A 20,049-nucleotide genomic window follows, 5' to 3' on the forward strand; every position below is an offset into this window, starting at 1 on the left:
CATGGCCGGATCCCAGCGCGTCTACAAGCAGCGGATCAAGTCGACGCAGTCGCTCAAGAAGATGTTCCGCGCGCAGGAGCTCATCGCCGCGTCGCGCATCGGCAAGGCCCGCGACCGCACCGCGGCCGCGGCGCCGTACGCCCGGGCGATCACCCGGGCGGTGTCGGCCGTCGCGACGCACACGACGACGCAGCACCCGCTGACGAGCGAGCGCACGGACACCAACCGTGTCGCGGTGCTCGTCGTCGCGTCCGACCGCGGCATGGCCGGCGCCTACTCGGCGTCCATCATCCGCGAGACGGAGCGCCTCGTGGAGCGGCTCACCACCGAGGGCAAGGAGGTCGCGCTCTACGCGGCCGGCCGTCGGGCGATCCAGTACTACACGTTCCGCGGGCGCGAGCTCGCGGGCACGTGGTCGTACGGCTCGGACGCCCCGAACGCGGAGGTCGCCGGCGAGATCGCCGAGACCCTGCTCGGAGCGTTCCTCGCCCCGGCCGCCGAGGGCGGCGTGAGCGAGCTGCACATCGTCTACACGCAGTTCGTCAACATGGTCACGCAGCGCCCCCGCGTCGTGCGGATGCTCCCGCTCGAGGTCGTCGAGGGCGTCGCCCCCGCCGGCAAGCACGACGTGCTCCCGCTGTACGACTTCGAGCCCTCGCCGGAGGCCGTGCTCGACGCGCTGCTCCCGCGCTACGTCCGCAGCCGGATCTTCAGCTGCCTCCTCGAGGCGGCGGCGTCCGAGCTCGCGGCGCGTCAGCGGGCGATGCACACCGCGACGGACAACGCGGAGGACCTCATCCGCAACTACACGCGGCTCGCGAACCAGGCGCGCCAGGCGGACATCACCCAGGAGATCAGCGAGATCGTCTCGGGTGCCGACGCCCTGGCGGCGTCATGACGGGCCGCGAGGCCCGCGCGGCCAGCACCATCACCGACATCCTGACCGAACCCGCCGGGGACCACTCCGGCACTGCGAAGCGAGGCCAGCAATGACCGCCACCACCGTGGAAGCACAGGTCGAGCACTCCAGCGGTCCCGGCGTGGGCCGAGTCGCTCGTGTGATCGGCCCCGTCGTGGACATCGAGTTCCCGGCGGACGCCATCCCCGACATCTACAACGCGCTGACCGTCGACATCGACCTGTCGTCGCAGGGCGAGGGCGAGAAGTCCTTCACGCTCACGCTCGAGGTCGCCCAGCACCTGGGCGACTCGCTCATCCGCGCGATCGCCCTCAAGCCCACGGACGGCCTCGTCCGCGGCGCGCAGGTCACCGACACGGGCGCCCCGATCAGCGTCCCCGTCGGCGACGTCACCAAGGGCAAGGTCTTCAACGTCACGGGCGACGTCCTCAACGCCGAGCCCGGCGAGACGATCGAGATCACCGAGCGCTGGCCGATCCACCGCAAGCCCCCGGCGTTCGACCAGCTCGAGTCGAAGACCACGATGTTCGAGACGGGCATCAAGGTCATCGACCTCCTGACCCCGTACGTGCAGGGTGGGAAGATCGGTCTCTTCGGTGGTGCGGGCGTCGGCAAGACGGTCCTCATCCAGGAGATGATCCAGCGCGTCGCGCAGGACCACGGCGGTGTCTCGGTGTTCGCCGGCGTCGGCGAGCGCACGCGTGAGGGCAACGACCTCATCCACGAGATGGAGGACGCGGGCGTCTTCGACAAGACGGCCCTCGTCTTCGGCCAGATGGACGAGCCCCCGGGCACGCGTCTTCGCGTCGCGCTCTCCGCGCTGACCATGGCGGAGTACTTCCGCGACGTGAAGAAGCAGGACGTCCTCCTGTTCATCGACAACATCTTCCGCTTCACGCAGGCGGGTTCCGAGGTGTCGACGCTGCTCGGGCGCATGCCGTCCGCGGTCGGCTACCAGCCGAACCTCGCCGACGAGATGGGTCTGCTCCAGGAGCGCATCACCTCGACGCGTGGTCACTCGATCACGTCGCTCCAGGCGATCTACGTCCCGGCGGACGACTACACCGACCCGGCGCCGGCGACGACGTTCGCGCACCTCGACGCGACGACCGAGCTCTCCCGTGAGATCGCCTCGCGCGGTCTGTACCCCGCGGTGGACCCGCTCGCCTCGACGAGCCGCATCCTCGACCCGCGCTACGTGGGCCAGGAGCACTACGACGTCGCGACGCGCGTGAAGTCGATCCTGCAGCGCAACAAGGAGCTCCAGGACATCATCGCGATCCTCGGTGTGGACGAGCTCTCGGAGGAGGACAAGACGGTCGTCGCGCGTGCGCGTCGCATCCAGCAGTTCCTCTCCCAGAACACCTACATGGCCGAGAAGTTCACCGGCGTCGTGGGCTCGACCGTCCCGCTGAGCGAGACCATCGAGGCGTTCAAGAAGATCGCCGACGGCGAGTTCGACCACATCTCCGAGCAGGCCTTCTACAACATCGGTGGCCTCGAGGACCTCGAGCGCAACTGGGCCCGCATCCAGAAGGAGTACGGCGCCTGACCCGACGCTCGCACGGGGCCGGGCCGCACGGTCCGGCCCCGTGGGCGTCGCTCCCGACCCGGTCCGCCGCACGCGGACCGGGCGTCGTCCCGGACAGCACACCGGGCATGAACCGCCCATGAAGGAGTTCCCGTGGCACAGCTGAACGTCGACCTCGTGGCGGCGGACCGCAAGATCTGGTCGGGCCGCGCGCAGCGGGTCACGGCCCCCGCGGCGGACGGCGAGATCGGCATCCTCGCGGACCACTCGCCGCTGCTCTCCGTGCTGCAGGAGGGCTCGGTACGCATCGCGGGCGAGGGGGAGTCCCTCGAGGTCCGCGTCTCCGGCGGGTTCCTCTCCGTCGACTCGAACCAGGTCACGATCGTCGCGGACTCGGTCGAGTCCGTACCGGCCCGCTGACCCTCTCCCGACCATGACGCCCCTGGCCTGGATCGCGCTCGGACTGCTCGTCCTCGTCCTTGTCGCGATCGGGCTGGGGGTGTGGCGTCTGCGGGCCCTGTCGCACCGCGTCGGCTCGTTCGAGTGCGGCGCGCGACGCGCGGCCGCCCCCGGGGCCCCGTGGGTCGCGGGCATCGCGCACTACGGCGTCGGCCGGATCGACTGGTGGCGCCTGTGGTCGGTCTCGCTCCGGCCGGCCCGCACGTGGTCCCGCTACGACCTCGTCATCGCGGGTCGCGAACCGCTCGCGGGCGGGAGCGCCGACACCTACCTCGTCCGGTGCCGCTACCGCGGCGAGGACTTCGAGCTGACGATGTCGCGGGCCGCCTACGAGGGCCTCGCCTCCTGGCTGGAGGCCGCGCCCCCGGGCCGGCGCGACGTCGTCGTCTGAGGCGTCGCCCGGAGGGCAGACGCCGTGACCGGACCGCCCACCACCGACCCGGAGGACCCGCCTCATGCGCCTCGTCGTCGCCCGCTGCTCCGCCCGCTACACCGGCCGCCTGTCCGCGCACCTGCCGCTCGCGACGCGCGTGCTCATCGTCAAGGCCGACGGGAGCGTGCTGCTGCACTCGGACGGCGGGTCGTACAAGCCGCTGAACTGGATGAGCCCGCCGTGCTCGCTCGCAGTCCGCGCGCCGTCCGACGAGGCGCGCGAGCGCGGCGTCACGGAGGTCTGGGCCGTGCAGCACGCGAAGAGCGACGACCGGCTGGAGATCGAGCTGCACGAGGTGCAGCACGACAGCTCGCACGAGCTCGGCATCGACCCGGGGCTCGTCAAGGACGGCGTCGAGGCGCACCTCCAGGAGATGCTGGCCGCGCAGATCGAGCTGCTCGGCTCGGGCCACACCCTCGTGCGCCGCGAGTACCCGACGGCGATCGGCCCCGTCGACATCCTCGCCAAGGACCCGCTCGGCGCGACGGTCGCGGTCGAGATCAAGCGCCGGGGCGACATCGACGGCGTCGAGCAGCTCACGCGCTACCTCGAGCTGCTCAACCGCGACCCGCTGCTCGCGCCCGTGCGCGGCGTGTTCGCCGCGCAGGAGATCAAGCCGCAGGCGCGCGTGCTCGCGACGGACCGCGGCATCGGCTGCCTCGTGCTCGACTACGACGCGATGCGCGGCGTCGACGACGTCGACTCTCGCCTCTTCTGACGCCCGCCCCCGCCCGCCGAGCAGGCGGTCGTGGTTCGTCCTGACCCCAGGACGAGCCACCACCGCCTGTTCGTCCCGCCAGGACCGCCTGCTCGGCGGCTGACAGCAGGAACTGGCCACTCGGCGTTCGCGCCGTCACCGCACCGCACGCCGGGCGCTCGCACGGGACGGGACCGTGCCGTGGTAGTTTTTGAACATGTTCAAAAAAGGCCCTGACGCATGAGCGCGACGCCGAAGTCCGAGCGGACCCGCGCGCACCTGCGCGAGGTCGCGATCCGGATGCTGCGCGACGTCGGCTACGAGCGCACGACGATGCGCGCCGTCGCGGCGGAGGCGGGCGTGAGCACGGGGAACGCGTACTACCACTTCCCGTCGAAGGACGCGCTCGTCCAAGAGCTCTACCTCGACGTGCAGCGCGAGCACGCCGTGCTCGCCGCGCCGGTCCTTGCGGCGGGCGGGTCGCTCGCCGACCGGCTGCGCGGGGTGTGGGGCGCGGCGATCGACGCGTTCGCCCCGTTCCACGCGTTCGGCGCGGAGTTCGTCTCGGTGGCGGTCCGTCCGGACTCCGACGCGAGCCCGTTCTCGGCGGCGTCGACCGACGCGCGCGACCTCTCGCGGGACCTCTTCGAGGAGGTCGTGGCGGGGACGTCGTCGCGCGTGCCGGCGTACCTCCGCCCGCGCCTTCCCGAGCTGCTGTGGCTCGCGCAGCTCGGCATCACGCTCTTCTGGGTCTACGACTCGTCGCCCGGGTTCGCGCGCACGCACCGCCTCGTCGACGGCGGCGCCGCGCTCGTCGGCAGCCTCGTCCGGCTCGCGCGCCTGCCGGTCGCGCGCGGCGTGGTCGACGACGCCCTGCGCCTCGTCCGGGACGTCTCGGCGCCGACCCCGGGCCGCGAGGTGTCGTCGTGAGCCCCGCGGGGGAGGCGGTGGTCGGGCTGCTGGTGGCGCTCGGCGCGGTGGTCGTGCTCCCGCTGGGCCTGCGGCTCCTCGGGCCGCAGGTCGTCCCGGCGCCGCGCAGCGCCGCCTGGCCGCTCGCCGGTGCCGCCGCCGTCGCGAGCCTCCTGCTGCCGCACAGCCGGCTGGCCGTCGTGCTGGCGTTGCCCTTCGTGCTCGCGTCCGCCGTCCTGCTCGGGGCGGGCGTCCGTCTGGCGGTGCGGACGCTGCGCCCCGCGACCGGACGATCCCTCCGGCCGCGAGCACGCGCCGTCGGGCCTGGCGGCCGAGGCGACATCCCGGGCGAGGTACCGCCGCGCGTCGACCTCGCCGCACGGGTGGCGACCGTGACCGCGCTCGTGCTGCCCGCGGTGGGGGCGAGCGCCCTCGTCGCCGAGCGGGCGGAGTGGGGGCTGCTCGGGTTCTCGGGCACCTACCTCGCGCTCACGGTGCCGCACATGCTCTACGCGGGCTTCGGGGCGGCGCTCGTCGCCGGGGCGGTGGCCCGGCTCGCCCCGGACGACCGGCTCGCGACCGCGGGCGCCTGGGGCGTCCCGGCCGGGACGGCGCTCGTGCTCGTCGGGTACTTCGTGGGCGACGTCGCCGAGCTCGTCGGGGCGGTCGTCCTCACGCTCGCGCTGTGGGCGACGGCGGCCGCCGTCGTGCGGTCGCTCGCGCGGCCGGGCGGACGACCGGCCGCGGCCCGGGCGCTGCTCGGCACGGCGGCCGTCGTCGTGAGCGCGTCGATGGTGCTCGCGCTGTGGTGGGCGGGTGGCGAGGCCCTCGGGTTCGCGCACCCGAGCCTCGACGTCATGGCCGCGACGCACGGGGTCGGGAACGCGTTCGGCTTCGTGCTGTGCGCGCTGCTCGGCGTCCGGCTGCTCGCGCGCGACGGCACGACCCCGGTCCCGGCAGGGGACTCGGGCCCGACGAGCCCCCGCCCGGGGGCCGAGAGGAGCACGGCATGACGTTCACCTACCCCGAGGTCGGGGCGACGCGCACGGACCGCTGGCCCACCGGCTACCGGCACCTGCACGTGCGCCGACGCCTCACCGACCGCGCCCGGCCGCCCGAGGACCTCGCCCGGCTGGGCGAGCAGCTCCTCACGTGGCAGGTGCACGCCGCGGCACGCGTACGCCTCGAGACGGACGCCGCGGTCGCCGCGCCGGGGGTGCGGGTCACGACGCTGCTCGGCGTCGGCCGCCTGCGCCTCTACGAGCCGTGCGAGGTCGTGTGGGTCGAGCGCACCGAGGACCGCGTGGGTTTCGCGTACGGGACGCTCCCGGGGCACGCGTTCGTGGGGGAGGAGCGCTTCGCCGTCGAGCGCGACGACGCCGGCGACCTGTGGTGGCGCATCGACGTCTTCAGCCGGCCCGTGCTCTGGTGGGTGCGCCCGTTCTCGTTCGCCGTGCCGACGTTCCAGCGGCTGTTCGCGCTGCACCTCGGGCGGGGTGCGCGGCGGCTCCTCGAGGCGTCCGACGGCTGACCCGAGAGGTTTGCACGCCGGGTGTACGAAGTGCGCCAGAATGGCCTCATGACCGACGCCGCCCGCAGCCCCCGTCCCGACCAGCAGCCCGGCACCGCGCGTGTCCTCGCGGGCCGCGTCGTCACCCCGGACGGGGTGCTCGACGACGGCGTCGTGGCCGTCCGCGACGGACGGGTCGCGTGGGTCGGGCCGCGCGCGGGGGCGGCGGCCGCCGGCTTCCCCGACGTCCCCGCGGGGGACGGGGCGACCCTGCTCCCGGGCCTCGTGGACGTGCACGACCACGGCGGCGGCGGATCGAGCTTCCCCGACGCGACGAGCGCGGCCGACGCGCTCGGCGGGGCTCGCGAGCACCTGCGGCACGGCACCACGAGCCTCGTCGCGTCGCTCGTGACCGCGCCGCGCGACGTCCTGCTCGCCCGTGCGGCGACGCTCGCCGACCTCGCGGAGGCGGGCGAGATCGTCGGCATCCACCTCGAGGGCCCGTTCCTCTCGGAGGTGCGGTGCGGCGCCCAGAACCCGCACGACATGCTCGACGGCGACCCGGGCCTCGTCCGGGAGATCGCCGCCGCGGCCCGCGGGTACCTGCGCACCATGACGGTCGCGCCCGAGGTGCCGGGCGTCGTCGGGCCCGGGGGTGTGATCGAGACGCTCGTCGAGGTCGGCGCCGTGCCCTCGATCGGGCACACGGACGCGACCACCGAGCAGACCGAGGCGGCGATCGCGGCGGGCCTCGCGGCCTTCGCGGCCGCGGGCCGGCCGGGCGCGCGGCTCACCGCGACGCACCTGTTCAACGGGATGCGGCCGCTGCACCACCGCGAGCCCGGGCCCGTCGCCGCGTGCCTCGCGGCGGCCGCGCGCGGGGAGATGGTCGTCGAGCTCGTCGCCGACGGCACCCACCTCGCGCACGGCACGATCCGCAGCGTCGTCGAGCTCGTCGGCGCGCACGTCGGGGCGGACGGCGCGGTCGCCGGGCCCGACGCCGTCGCGCTCGTGACGGACGCGATGGCGGCGGCGGGCATGGCGGACGGCTCGTACGAGCTCGGCCCGATGCGCGTCACGGTCGCGCACGGTGTCGCGCGCCTCACCGAGGGCGGCGCCATCGCGGGCGGCACGTACCACCTGCTCGACGTCGTGCGCGAGACGGTCGCGGCGGGCGTGCCGCTCGTGGACGCGGTCCGCGCGGCGTCGTGGACCCCGGCCGGGGTGCTCGGCCTGGACGACCGCGGCGGCCTGGTCGCCGGGCTGCGGGCCGACGTCGTCGTGACGGACCCCGACCTGCGGGTGCGCGAGGTGCTGCGCGCCGGGGAGAGCGTCGACCTCTCGGCCTGACGCACCCGGCGCCCGTGGTGCCGGTCGAGCCGCCGGGCAGCAGTGCTGCCGCCCGGCGGCTCGTGCGCGTCCGGACGTCGCCGCAGGTCGGGGTGCCGCGGGGAACGAGAGAGCGTGCTCTCGCCCGACGGACTTGACTCCACCCATTTGTTCAACCAATACTCGTAACATCGAAGCGCTTCGACGATGCGTTTCGACGAAGCGCTTCGACGGCCGAGGTGCGGGACCGGACCACAGGGGAGTGGTGAGGATGGCGACGATGCAGGACGTGGCGCGACGCGCGCAGGTCTCGCTGAGCACGGTCTCGTACGCCCTGTCCGGCACGCGCCCGGTCTCCGACGCCACGCGCCGGCGCATCGAGGACGCCATGGCCGAGCTCGGCTACCAGCCCAACGCGATGGCCCGCGGGCTCGCGTCCCGCCGCAGCCACGTGCTGGCGCTCATCTACCCCGCGATGGAGAAGGGTCTCGGCGGCACGGTCGCCGAGTTCGTCTCGTCGGCGGCGGAGACCGCGCGCGAGAACGGTTACCACCTCGTCCTGTGGCCCTTCCGCACGACCCAGGCGCCGGAGGTCCGCGACCTCGTGCGCCAGGGGATGGCGGACGGCGTCCTGCTCATGGAGGTCGCGCTCGACGACGCGCGGGTCGACGTGCTGCACGAGGCCGGCGTCCCGTACACGATGATCGGCCGGACGCGCGACGTCTCCGACCGCCCGTCGGTCGACATCGACTTCGAGCGCACGACGGACGACGCGGTCCAGCACCTCGTCGACCTGGGCCACCGGCACGTGGCGCTCGTTAACCACTCGCAGGCGACGGCGGACGACGGCTACGCGCCGACGTTCCGCGCCGAGGAGGGCTTCGAGGCGGCGATGCGCCGTCGCGGGCTCGAACCGGTCGCGCTGCGCGTCGACGAGTCGCCGAGCGCGGGCCGCGACGCCGTCGCGACGCTGCTCGCGCGCGAGCCCCGCCTCACGGCGTTCGTCACCATGAACGAGATCGCGACGTTCGGCGTCGTGGCCGAGCTCCAGCAGCGCGGCGTCGCGATCCCCGGCGACATGTCGATCCTGTCGATCGTCACGTCGCCCGGCGTCGGGGAGATGAGCAACCCGCCGCTCACCACCATGCACGCCCCCGGGGCCGAGCTCGGCCGCCTGGGCGTGCAGAAGCTGCTGTCCCTCGTGGACGGCTCCCGTCCGAGCACACCGAACGTGCTCATCCCGTGCGTCCTCGAGCCCGGCAGCAGCGTCGCCCCCGCGGCGGGCCGGGCACCGGACGACGACCCCGAGCCCGCGGCTCGCTGAGAACCGACCGGCCGGGCGACGCCCGGCCGCCCTCCGGCCCCCGCCGGACACTCGATGAGGAGGACACGCACATGCTGCGATCCCGGAAGATCTCGCTCGTCGCTGCCGTGGCAGCGCTCCCACTCGCCCTCGGGGCGTGCGGGAGCTCCGGCGGCAGCGGCGGGTCCGACGACCAGACCCTGACGATCTGGCACTACGAGAACGAGGACTCGGCCATGGGCCAGGCCTGGGCCAAGGCGATCGAGATCTTCGAGGAGGAGAACCCGGACGTCGACGTCGTCGTCGAGAAGCAGACGTTCGAGCAGATCCAGAAGAACGCCAAGATCGTCCTCACCGGCGACGACGTGCCGGACGTCATGGAGTACAACAAGGGCAACGCGACCGCCGGCCAGCTCGCCGCGCAGGGCCTGCTGACCCCGCTCACCGACGCGGCGACCGAGCGCGGCTGGGACGAGAAGCTCAGCGGCTCGCTCCAGACGACCGCGACCTACGACGACCAGGGCCTCATGGGCTCGGGCGAGTGGTACGGCGTGCCGAACTACGGCGAGTTCGTGCAGGTCTACTACAACAAGGACATGTTCGCCGAGCTCGGGCTCGAGGTGCCGACGACGCTCGAGGAGCTCGAGACTGTCATGCAGGCCTTCAAGGCCCAGGGTGTGACGCCGCTCGCCGAGGCCGGCGCCGAGTACCCGATGGGCCAGCTCTGGTACGAGCTCGTGCTCGCGAACGCGGACCGCGACTTCGTCGACCAGTACCAGCTCTTCGACGGCGACCCCGACTTCCACGGTCCCGAGATGACGCAGGCGACCGAGACGCTCGACTCCTGGATCAAGGACGGCTACGTCGCGTCCGACTCCGCGGCGCTCACCGCCGAGGACATGGGCGTCTCCTTCATCAACGGCACCTACCCGATGATGGTCTCCGGCTCGTGGTGGTTCGGCCGCATCGTCGAGGAGATGGACGCCGACTGGGGCCAGTTCAACTTCCCCGGCAACACGCTCCAGGTCGGCTCGTCCGGCAACCTGTGGGTCGTCCCCGCGAACGCGGACTCGCCCGACCTCGCCGAGGAGTTCATCGACGTCACGCTGCGCCCCGAGGTGCAGAACATCCTCGCGGAGAAGGGCGGCCTGCCCGTCGCCGGTGACGCGTCCGTCATCACGGACGAGCGCACGCAGCAGCTCACCGAGAACTTCCAGGCGATCCTCGACGACGACGGCCTCGCGTTCTACCCCGACTGGCCCGTGCCCGGCTACTACGACGTGATCGTCAGCGAGCTCCAGTCCCTCATCAACCAGTCGAAGTCGCCGACCGAGGTGCTCGACGGCCTCGAGTCCGCCTACGTGGACGGCAAGGCGGACCTGCTCGACAGCTGAGCGGAACCGCCCGCCCCGGGCGGCCGGCCGGCACCTGCGTCGGCCGGCCGCCCGGGCACCACCCGAGCACCACCCGAGGACCTCCCGCGAAAGAGACCGTCATGACCACCCGCACCGACACCGTGCCCGAGGCCGGGCCCGGACCCGCGCGCGAGGCGTCGCGCGCGACCGCGGCACGCCGCCGTCGTCGCCGGCCCGCCTGGCTCCCGTACCTGCCCTACCTCCTGCCCGGCGCGGTGGCGTTCGTCGTCGTGATCGGCTACCCGTTCGCGATGAACGTCTACTACAGCCTGTTCAAGTGGCGCGGCGGCATGGCGCCGATGCGCTGGTACGGGCTGGGGAACTACGCCGACCTGATGCACGACTCGGCGTTCTGGACCTCGTTCCAGAACTCCATCGCGATGATCCTCGCGATGGTCGTCGTGCCGACGCTCGTCGGTCTCGTCCTCGCGGCCGTGCTGTTCGACTACCTGGGCCGCCGGTTCGGGCCGCGCGTCGCGGCGTTCCTGCGCGCGACGTACTACCTGCCGCAGATCCTCCCGGTCGCCGTGGCCGGCGTGCTGTGGAACTGGATCCTCAACGCCCAGACCGGCGCGCTGAACGTGATGCTGCGCGGGATCGGGGTCGAGAACCCGCCGAACTGGCTCGGCGACACCTCGACCGCGCTGCCGAGCGTCATGCTCGTGCTCATCTGGGTGCAGATCGGCTACCCGGTGGTCATCTTCATGTCCGCGCTCCAGCGCGTGGACCCCGAGCTCTACGAGGCCGCCGAGCTCGACGGCGCCGGCTGGTGGCGGCGCTTCGGGGCCATCACGATCCCGCAGATCCGTCCCGAGACGTTCGTCGTCACGCTCACCTGCACCGTCGCGGCGCTCAAGGTCTTCGGGCCGATCTACGTGCTCACGCGCGGCGGCCCCGAGAGCTCCACGCTCGTCCCGAGCTACTACTCGTACCTGAACTTCTTCGACAAGTCGAAGGTCGGCTACGGCGCCGCGGTGGCGACCGTGCTCACCCTCGTCATCATCGTCGTCGCCGTCGTGATCCTCGCGCTGCAGAGCCGCGCCGAGCGTCGTGAGCAGGAGGGCCGCTGATGTCCACCGTCACCACCACCCCCGCGGACGCGGTGGCGCCGGGCGCCGACGCGTCCCGCCCCCGCCGCGCCCTCCGTGCGACGCGGCAGGACGAGCGCTACCGCCGCGGGATCGGCCGCTGGTTCGTGCTCGCCGCGGCGGTCCTGGTCGCGCTCCTCATGCTGTCGCCGTTCGTCATCATGGTGCTCAACGCGTTCAAGTCCCCGGCCGAGTACTCCCAGGACGGGCCGCTGAGCATCCCGAGCGAGCTCTACCTCGACGGCGTCCAGAATTTCTGGACGCGCACGAACTTCCCGCAGAAGCTCTGGAACTCCGTCTTCATCTCGGCGCTCGTCGCCGTGCTCGGGACGCTCCTGTCGCTCCTCAGCGCGTACGCGATCGGCGTCGGCCGCATCAAGGGCCGGCTGTGGATCGTCACGCTGTTCCTCGTGGCGAACATGCTGCCGCAGGAGGCGCTCATCTACCCGCTGTTCGACATGGCGCAGAAGGTCGGCCTGTCGAACTCGCAGTGGTCGATCATCATCATCTTCACGGTCATCCAGGCGGCGTTCGGCACCTACCTGCTCTCGTCCGTGCTCGGGACGTTCCCGCCCGCGCTCCTCGAGGCGGCGCAGCTCGACGGCGCCGGCCGCTGGCGCATCCTGTGGCAGGTCGTGTACCCGATCGTCCGGCCGACGCTCGGCGTCCTCATGATCTTCTTCTTCATCTGGACCTGGAACGAGTTCTTCATCCCGCTGGTCATGCTCACGACCAACGACACCCAGACGATCCCCATCGCGCTCGCGTCGCTCCAGGGCGACCGGATGATGGACGCCCCGACGACCAACGCGGGCGCGCTGGTCTCGCTCATCCCCGCGCTGATCTTCTTCCTCATCTTCCAGCGCACCCTCACCCGCGGCGTGACGGCCGGCGCCGTCAAGTGAGGCCCCCGGCCTGACGCCCCGAGACACCGATACGCACCGACGAAGGAAGCACCACCCATGAAGTTCACCGACGGGTACTGGCAGGTCCGACCGGGCATGGACCCGCTCTACGCGGTCGAGGTCGACGACGTCCGCGCGGACGAGGCGGCCGGCACGCTCACCGTGTACGCGCCGACGGCGAAGATCCGCGGCCGGGGCGACACGCTCAACCGCCCGATGCTCACGACCACGTACTCCTCGCCCGCGCCCGGTGTGATCCGCGTGCGCGTCGAGCACCACCAGGGCGCGGTGCGCCGGGGCCCGGCGTTCCAGGTGACCGGCGAGCCGGGGTTCCGGCCCGAGGTCGAGGTGCACGACGACGTCGCCGTCCTGCGGTCCAAGGACCTCGCCGTGCGCGTGCACCGGGGCGACCGCTGGCGCGTGGACTTCGAGGCGGACGGCGAGGTCCTCACGTCCTCGCTGCCGAAGTCGGTCGGGCACGTCACGTCCGACGACGGCGGCACGTGGACGCACGAGCAGCTCGCGCTCGAGCCGGGCGAGCTCGTGTACGGGCTGGGGGAGCGGTTCGGGCCGTTCGTCAAGAACGGCCAGGTCGTGGACATCTGGAACGAGGACGGCGGCACGTCGAGCGAGCAGGCGTACAAGTCCGTCCCGCTCTACCTGACGACCAAGGGCTACGGCGTGTTCGTCGAGCACCCGGAGAAGGTCTCGTTCGAGGTCGCGTCCGAGGTGAACACGCGCGTCCAGTTCTCCGTCGAGGGCCAGGCGCTCGAGTACCTGGTCATCCAGGGCCCGACCCCCAAGGACGTGCTGCGCCGGTACACCGCGCTCACGGGCCGCCCCGCGCGCGTGCCGGCGTGGTCGTTCGGGCTGTGGCTCACGACGTCGTTCACGACGAGCTACGACGAGCAGACCGTGAACGGCTTCATCGACGGCATGGCTGAGCGCGACCTGCCGCTGTCGGTCTTCCACTTCGACTGCTTCTGGATGCGCGAGTACCAGTGGGTCGACTTCGAGTGGGACCCGCGCACGTTCCCCGACCCCGAGGGCATGCTCCGGCGCCTGCACGACCGCGGGCTCAAGGTGTGCGTGTGGATCAACCCGTACGTCGCGCAGCGCTCGCCGCTCTTCGCGGAGGCCGCGGAGCAGGGCTTCCTCGTGCAGCGCGAGGACGGCTCCGTGTGGCAGTGGGACCTGTGGCAGGCCGGCATGGGACTGGTGGACTTCACCAACCCCGACGCGACCGCGTGGTACGTGGGCAAGCTCGAGGGCCTGCTCGACCAGGGCGTCGACTGCTTCAAGACCGACTTCGGCGAGCGGATCCCCGTCGACGGGATCGCGTGGCACGACGGCTCCGACCCGCGCAAGATGCACAACTACTACGCCCAGCTCTACAACGAGGCCGTCTTCCGGCTGCTCGAGCGCAAGCGCGGCGAGGGCGACGCGGTGCTGTTCGCGCGGTCCGCGACCGCGGGCGGGCAGCAGTTCCCCGTGCACTGGGGCGGCGACTGCGACTCGACGTACGCGTCGATGGCCGAGTCGCTGCGCGGCGGCCTGTCGATGTCGATGTCCGGGTTCGGCTACTGGAGCCACGACATGGGCGGCTTCGAGGGCACGCCCGACCCGGGCGTGTTCAAGCGCTGGACGGCGTTCGGCCTGCTGTCGTCGCACTCGCGCCTGCACGGCTCGGGATCGGTCCGGGTCCCGTGGGCGTTCGACGACGAGGCCGTCGACGTGACGCGCAAGTTCACGCACCTCAAGCTCTCGCTCATGCCGTACCTCGGGCGGGTGGCCGAGGAGGCGCACACCGACGGCGTGCCGATGATGCGACCGCTCGTGCTCGAGCTCCCGCACGACCGCACCGGGTACACCGCGGACACGCAGTACCTGCTGGGCGACGCGCTCCTCGTCGCGCCGGTGTTCCGCGCGGACGGCCGCGTCGAGTACTACGTGCCGGAGGGCACGTGGACGCGTCTCGTCCAGCCCGACGGCGGCCCCGCCCTGAGCGAGACCGTGACCGGCCCGCGCTGGGTCACCGAGACGCACGGGTTCGACTCGCTCCCGGTGCTCGTGCGCCCGGGGACCGTCCTCCCGGTCGGCGCCCGCACCGACCGGCCGGACTACGACTGGGCCGACGGCGTCACGCTGCACGCGTTCGAGCTGCCCGACGGCTACGACGAGCTCGTGGTCGTCCCGCCGTCGGACGGCGCGGCCGGGGCCACGTTCCGCGTGCGCCGGTCGGGTGCGACCCTCACCGTCTCGTCCGACGACGCCCCCGCGGCCTGGTCCGTGCGGGCCGGCGCGGCGTCGGCCGAGGCGCACGGCGCGACGAGCGTGACGATCGACCTCGGCTGAGGACGTATCCTGGGCGGACGCACCATGGAAGCGCTCCCATGGTGCGTCCGCCCGGCGTCGGCCCGCGCCGACCACCGACCCGACCACCGTCGCGGACCGCGTCGTCCGACGACCGACCAGCGAGGACCCTCGTGACCACCGACACCACCGCCCCCGTCGACGTCGACGCCCAGGCCGCGCCTGCGTCGTCGGGCCGCCGCACGTTCCCCACCGACTTCCTCTGGGGCTCCGCCACCGCCGCCTACCAGATCGAGGGCGCCGCCGCCGAGGGCGGACGCACGCCGTCCATCTGGGACACGTACTCCCACACCCCGGGCCGCACGCTCAACGGCGACACCGGCGACGTCGCGGACGACCACTACCACCGGTGGCAGGAGGACGTGCAGCACATCGCCGACCTCGGCCTCGGCGCGTACCGGTTCTCCATCTCGTGGTCGCGCGTGCAGCCGGGCGGTACCGGCCCGCTCAACCCCGAGGGCGTCGCGTTCTACTCGCGCCTCGTCGACGCGCTCCTCGAGAAGGGCGTCAAGCCCGTCGTCACGCTCTACCACTGGGACCTCCCGCAGGAGCTCGAGGACGCCGGCGGCTGGGCCAACCGCGACACCGCGTACGCGTTCGCCGAGTACGCCCGCCACATGGCGCGCGAGCTCGGGGACCGGATCGACACCTGGACGACGCTCAACGAGCCGTGGTGCTCCGCCTACCTCGGCTACGGCTCCGGCGTGCACGCGCCCGGCCGCACCGAGCCCGCCGCGGCGCTCGCGGCCGTGCACCACCTCAACCTCGCGCACGGCCTCGCCGTCCAGGCGATCCGTGACGAGCTCGGCGAGGACGCGAAGACGTCCGTCACGCTCAACCTGCACGTCATCCGGCCCGACGACCCGTCGTCGGCCGCGGACCTCGACGCGGTGCGGAAGATCGACGCGCTCGCCAACCGCGCGTTCCTCGCCCCCATGCTCGACGGCGAGTACCCCGCCGACCTGCTCGCCGACACCGCGCACGTGAGCGACTGGTCGTTCGTGCAGGAGGGCGACCTCGAGACGGTGCGCCAGCCGCTGTCGATCCTCGGCGTCAACTACTACTCGACGGTGCGCGTGCGCCACTTCTCCGGCGAGGGCGAGCGGTCCGAGAACGACGGCCACGGCGCGTCGAGCCACAGCCCGTGGATCGGCGTCGACGACGTGGAGTTCGTCCAGCAGCCCGGCCCGTACACCGCCATGGGCTGGAACATCGAGCCCGCCGGCATGACCGAGCTGCTCGTCTCCGTGGCGACGGCGTACCCGCACCAGCCGATGATGGTGACCGAGAACGGCGCCGCGTTCGCCGACGAGGTCACGGTCGACGCGGACGGGACCCCCCGCGTGCACGACGACCGCCGCGTCGCCTACCTGCACGACCACGTCGACGCCGTGGGCGCCGCGATCGACGCCGGCGCCGACGTGCGCGGGTACTTCGCGTGGTCCCTGCTCGACAACTTCGAGTGGGGCTACGGGTACGAGCGCCGCTTCGGCATCATCCGCGTGGACTACGACACGCTCGAGCGCACGTGGAAGGACTCCGCGCACTGGTACCGCCGGCTCGCGACGTCGAACACGCTCCCCACGGTCGACGAGACCGCCTGAGCCGACCGCCTCGACAGGCCCGCCCGGTCCTTCCGGGCGGGCCTTCGTGCGCTCGCCCCCCAGCCGCTCTCGCCCGCGGTCGCGCGTCGAGCGGCAGGCCGCGCCGAGGTGACCTTTGTCGCACGGGCGCGTCCCGGGGCGCGACACGCCGAGGAAACGCGACACGCCGACGAGTTGGAGGGCTTGCGTGTCCGGATTGGGGGGATTCGGGAGGGCCGCCGGGCCGGTCCCGGAGGACGGCGCCGGGCCGGGGAGGTGGCCCGGTCGAGTCCGCACAGGGTGTGGATCGACGCCGTCCCCACCCTGTGGACGGTCTCTCGCCGACCGCGAGAAGACGCCGTTCCGGGACCGCCGGAGCGGTGGACGACGAGCTGTGGACGACCGCTCGGAGGGAGTGTCAGAGGGTCCTGGGACCATGGATCCATGGCGCCTAGCACAACCGCCAGGGTGAAGTTCCACCACGACATCTAGTGCGGTGGCACGGTCTCGACCACTAGGTATAGTGGTTGCACACCCAGGGGGCCGGAGGCCTTCTGGCGAATCACACAGACGTAGTTCCACCGGTGTCCTTCGAGGTCAGAGAAGTTTCTCCCTCCCCGAGGACCGTCCCGGACGAGAGCGCGAGACGAGGAGCCACCCCATGAGCGTCACGGTCTACAGCAAGCCGGCCTGCGTCCAGTGCGACGCGACGTACCGCGCTCTCGACAAGAAGGGCATCGAGTACTCCGTCGTGGACATCACCCAGGACGCCGAGGCGCTCGAGCTCGTGCGCGGTCTCGGCTACCTGCAGGCGCCCGTGGTCGTGGCGGGGGACGAGCACTGGTCCGGGTTCCGCCCCGACCAGATCACCGCCCTCGCGCAGAAGGTCGCGCCGGTCGTCGCCTGACCGGTCTCCCCGCGGCGCCGCGAGGCGCCCGGACCACGTACGGAAGCAGGCGGAGCAGGGCAGGACGGAGGTGCGTCCCCGTGGGGTCGCTCGTGTACTTCTCCAGCGTCAGCGAGAACACGCACCGGTTCGTCCAGCGGCTCGACCTGTCGGCCCTCGGCATGGACGTCCAGCGCATCCCGCTGCGTCCGACCGAGGGCTTCCTGCGCGTCGAGGAGCCGTACGTGCTCATGGTCCCGACCTACGGGGGCGGCAACGAGGGCGGTGCCGTCCCGCGCCAGGTCGTGAAGTTCCTCAACGACGTGCACAACCGGTCGTTGATCCGCGGCGTCATCGCCGCCGGCAACACCAACTTCGGCGAGGCCTACTGCATCGCCGGCGACATCATCTCCGCGAAGTGCCAGGTGCCCTACCTGTACGCCTTCGAACTCCTGGGAACAGCCGAGGACGCCGCGCGCGTCCGCGACGGATTGGGACGATTTTGGCAACGACAGTCACGGATTCCGGCGTGAGCGTGGCAGGCGGTGGCACGGTCACCGAGGTGCCGCTCGCGAGCACCCAGCTCGACTTCCACGCGCTCAACGCGATGCTCAACCTCTACGGCCCGAACGGCGAGATCCAGTTCGACAAGGACCGTGAGGCCGCGCGGCAGTACTTCCTGCAGCACGTCAACCAGAACACCGTCTTCTTCCACGACCTCGCGGAGAAGCTGGACTACCTCGTCGAGAACAAGTACTACGACCCGGCCGTCCTCGCGAAGTACGACCGCGAGTTCGTGAAGTCGCTGTTCGAGTTCGCCTACGCGAAGAAGTTCCGCTTCGAGACGTTCCTCGGCGCCTTCAAGTACTACACGTCGTACACGCTCAAGACGTTCGACGGGAAGCGCTACCTCGAGCGCTTCGAGGACCGCGTCTGCATGGTCGCGCTCGGCCTCGCCGACGGCAACGAGCAGGCCGCGCTGGACATCGTCGAGGAGGTCATCTCGGGCCGCTTCCAGCCCGCGACCCCCACGTTCCTCAACGTCGGCAAGGCGCAGCGCGGCGAGCCCGTGTCCTGCTTCCTGCTGCGCATCGAGGACAACATGGAGTCCATCGCGCGCGGCATCAACTCCGCGCTGCAGCTCTCCAAGCGCGGCGGCGGCGTCGCCCTGCTCCTGTCGAACATCCGCGAGCACGGCGCGCCCATCAAGCACATCGAGAACCAGTCGTCCGGCGTCATCCCCGTGATGAAGCTGCTCGAGGACTCGTTCTCCTACGCGAACCAGCTCGGCGCGCGCCAGGGCGCCGGCGCCGTGTACCTGCACGCGCACCACCCGGACATCATGCGGTTCCTCGACACCAAGCGCGAGAACGCGGACGAGAAGATCCGCATCAAGACGCTGTCGCTCGGCGTCGTGATCCCGGACATCACGTTCGAGCTCGCGAAGAAGAACGAGGACATGTACCTCTTCTCGCCGTACGACGTCGAGCGCGTCTACGGCAAGCCGTTCGCCGACATCTCCGTCACCGAGAAGTACGACGAGATGGTCGACGACTCGCGCATCCGCAAGACGAAGATCAAGGCGCGCGACTTCTTCCAGACGATCGCCGAGCTCCAGTTCGAGTCCGGCTACCCGTACATCATGTTCGAGGACACGGTGAACAAGGCGAACCCGATCAAGGGCCGCATCACCCACTCGAACCTGTGCTCGGAGATCCTCCAGGTCTCGACGCCGTCGACGTTCAACGAGGACCTCTCGTACGACCACGTCGGCCGCGACATCTCCTGCAACCTCGGCTCGCTGAACATCGCCAAGACGATGGACTCGCCCGACTTCGCGAAGACGATCGACACCGCGATCCGCACGCTCACCGCGGTCTCCGACCAGACGAGCATCGAGTCGGTGCCGTCGATCAAGCGGGCCAACGAGTCCGGGCACGCGATCGGCCTCGGCCAGATGAACCTCCACGGCTACCTCGCGCGCGAGCGGATCCACTACGGGTCCGAGGAGGGCATCGACTTCACGAACATCTACTTCTACACGGTCGCCTACCACGCGATCGCGGCGTCGAACCGCCTCGCGATCGAGCGCGGGCGTGCGTTCGGCGGCTTCGAGGACTCGAAGTACGCGACGGGGGAGTACTTCGACAAGTACACCGACCGCGTGTGGGAGCCCGCGACCGAGCGCGTGCGCCGGCTCTTCGCCGACGCCGGCGTGCACATCCCGACCCAGGACGACTGGGCGGCCCTCAAGGCCTCGGTCATGGAGCACGGGATCTACAACCAGAACCTCCAGGCCGTCCCGCCGACGGGCTCGATCTCCTACATCAACAACTCGACGTCCTCGATCCACCCGGTGCCGTCGAAGATCGAGATCCGCAAGGAGGGCAAGATCGGGCGCGTCTACTACCCGGCGCCCTACCTGACGAACGACAACCTCGAGTACTACGAGGACGCGTACGAGATCGGCTACGAGAAGATCATCGACACGTACGCCGCCGCGACGCAGCACGTCGACCAGGGCCTGAGCCTCACGCTGTTCTTCAAGGACACGGTCACGACGCGCGACGTCAACCGCGCGCAGATCTACGCGTGGCGCAAGGGCATCAAGACGCTCTACTACATCCGCCTCCGTCAGATGGCTCTGGAGGGCACGGAGGTCGAGGGTTGCGTCAGCTGCATGCTGTAGTCGCCTGAGGCAGCTACCGG

At 71.5% G+C, this 20,049-nt stretch carries 18 protein-coding genes; all 18 read left to right on the plus strand.

Annotated elements, in window-relative coordinates; all coding sequences use genetic code 11:
- Window position 1 precedes the first annotated feature (1 nt).
- Entirely contained in the window at window positions 2-898 is an 897-nt protein-coding gene (locus AC3WT4_RS11245; RefSeq protein WP_074807528.1) for a F0F1 ATP synthase subunit gamma, read from the plus strand.
- 91 nt (window positions 899-989) lie between these two features.
- Window positions 990-2,471, plus strand: coding sequence for a F0F1 ATP synthase subunit beta (gene atpD, locus AC3WT4_RS11250; RefSeq protein ID WP_021480886.1), 1,482 nt, complete (start codon window positions 990-992; stop codon window positions 2,469-2,471).
- 132 nt (window positions 2,472-2,603) lie between these two features.
- Window positions 2,604-2,870, plus strand: a complete 267-nt coding sequence (locus tag AC3WT4_RS11255; protein WP_021480887.1) for a F0F1 ATP synthase subunit epsilon — start codon at window positions 2,604-2,606, stop codon at window positions 2,868-2,870.
- A 13-nt stretch (window positions 2,871-2,883) separates the two neighbouring features.
- Window positions 2,884-3,300 (plus strand): DUF2550 domain-containing protein, encoded by a 417-nt coding sequence (locus AC3WT4_RS11260; RefSeq protein WP_108051044.1) that lies wholly within the window; start codon window positions 2,884-2,886, stop codon window positions 3,298-3,300.
- Between the two features lie 64 nt (window positions 3,301-3,364).
- On the plus strand, window positions 3,365-4,060 hold the full coding sequence (nucS, locus tag AC3WT4_RS11265; protein ID WP_074807522.1) for an endonuclease NucS: 696 nt from the start codon (window positions 3,365-3,367) through the stop codon (window positions 4,058-4,060).
- A 219-nt stretch (window positions 4,061-4,279) separates the two neighbouring features.
- Complete coding sequence (locus AC3WT4_RS11270) at window positions 4,280-4,969, plus strand: TetR/AcrR family transcriptional regulator (RefSeq protein WP_492315461.1); 690 nt, start codon at window positions 4,280-4,282, stop codon at window positions 4,967-4,969.
- Complete coding sequence (locus AC3WT4_RS11275; RefSeq protein ID WP_492315462.1) at window positions 4,966-5,961, plus strand: YndJ family transporter; 996 nt, start codon at window positions 4,966-4,968, stop codon at window positions 5,959-5,961. The genes AC3WT4_RS11270 and AC3WT4_RS11275 overlap by 4 nt, the downstream gene beginning before the upstream one ends.
- Complete coding sequence (locus tag AC3WT4_RS11280; RefSeq protein ID WP_074807514.1) at window positions 5,958-6,479, plus strand: DUF1990 domain-containing protein; 522 nt, start codon at window positions 5,958-5,960, stop codon at window positions 6,477-6,479. The genes AC3WT4_RS11275 and AC3WT4_RS11280 overlap by 4 nt, the downstream gene beginning before the upstream one ends.
- A 48-nt stretch (window positions 6,480-6,527) precedes the next feature.
- Entirely contained in the window at window positions 6,528-7,808 is a 1,281-nt protein-coding gene (locus tag AC3WT4_RS11285; RefSeq protein ID WP_492315463.1) for an N-acetylglucosamine-6-phosphate deacetylase, read from the plus strand.
- A 259-nt stretch (window positions 7,809-8,067) separates the two neighbouring features.
- A complete protein-coding gene (locus AC3WT4_RS11290) occupies window positions 8,068-9,111 on the plus strand; it encodes a LacI family DNA-binding transcriptional regulator (protein WP_198285596.1) in 1,044 nt (347 codons plus the stop codon).
- Between the two features lie 71 nt (window positions 9,112-9,182).
- Complete coding sequence (locus AC3WT4_RS11295) at window positions 9,183-10,484, plus strand: ABC transporter substrate-binding protein (protein ID WP_074807509.1); 1,302 nt, start codon at window positions 9,183-9,185, stop codon at window positions 10,482-10,484.
- 101 nt (window positions 10,485-10,585) lie between these two features.
- Entirely contained in the window at window positions 10,586-11,575 is a 990-nt protein-coding gene (locus AC3WT4_RS11300) for a carbohydrate ABC transporter permease (RefSeq protein WP_081599874.1), read from the plus strand.
- Window positions 11,575-12,498, plus strand: a complete 924-nt coding sequence (locus AC3WT4_RS11305) for a carbohydrate ABC transporter permease (protein ID WP_083385134.1) — start codon at window positions 11,575-11,577, stop codon at window positions 12,496-12,498. Before AC3WT4_RS11300 ends, AC3WT4_RS11305 begins: the two co-directional genes overlap by 1 nt.
- Window positions 12,499-12,555: 57 nt before the next feature.
- Window positions 12,556-14,853: an alpha-xylosidase gene (yicI, locus tag AC3WT4_RS11310; protein ID WP_492315464.1), complete on the plus strand. Its 2,298-nt coding sequence runs from the start codon at window positions 12,556-12,558 to the stop codon at window positions 14,851-14,853.
- 131 nt (window positions 14,854-14,984) lie between these two features.
- Window positions 14,985-16,475 (plus strand): GH1 family beta-glucosidase, encoded by a 1,491-nt coding sequence (locus AC3WT4_RS11315; RefSeq protein WP_492315465.1) that lies wholly within the window; start codon window positions 14,985-14,987, stop codon window positions 16,473-16,475.
- A gap of 640 nt (window positions 16,476-17,115) precedes the next feature.
- On the plus strand, window positions 17,116-17,361 hold the full coding sequence (nrdH, locus tag AC3WT4_RS11320) for a glutaredoxin-like protein NrdH (protein WP_074807501.1): 246 nt from the start codon (window positions 17,116-17,118) through the stop codon (window positions 17,359-17,361).
- Between the two features lie 80 nt (window positions 17,362-17,441).
- Window positions 17,442-17,873, plus strand: a complete 432-nt coding sequence (gene nrdI / locus AC3WT4_RS11325) for a class Ib ribonucleoside-diphosphate reductase assembly flavoprotein NrdI (RefSeq protein ID WP_492315466.1) — start codon at window positions 17,442-17,444, stop codon at window positions 17,871-17,873.
- A complete protein-coding gene (gene nrdE / locus AC3WT4_RS11330; protein WP_083385132.1) occupies window positions 17,870-20,029 on the plus strand; it encodes a class 1b ribonucleoside-diphosphate reductase subunit alpha in 2,160 nt (719 codons plus the stop codon). Before nrdI ends, nrdE begins: the two co-directional genes overlap by 4 nt.
- Window positions 20,030-20,049: the final 20 nt, after the last annotated feature.

The organism is Cellulosimicrobium sp. EB106-03-01-XG111 (genome assembly GCF_058792115.1).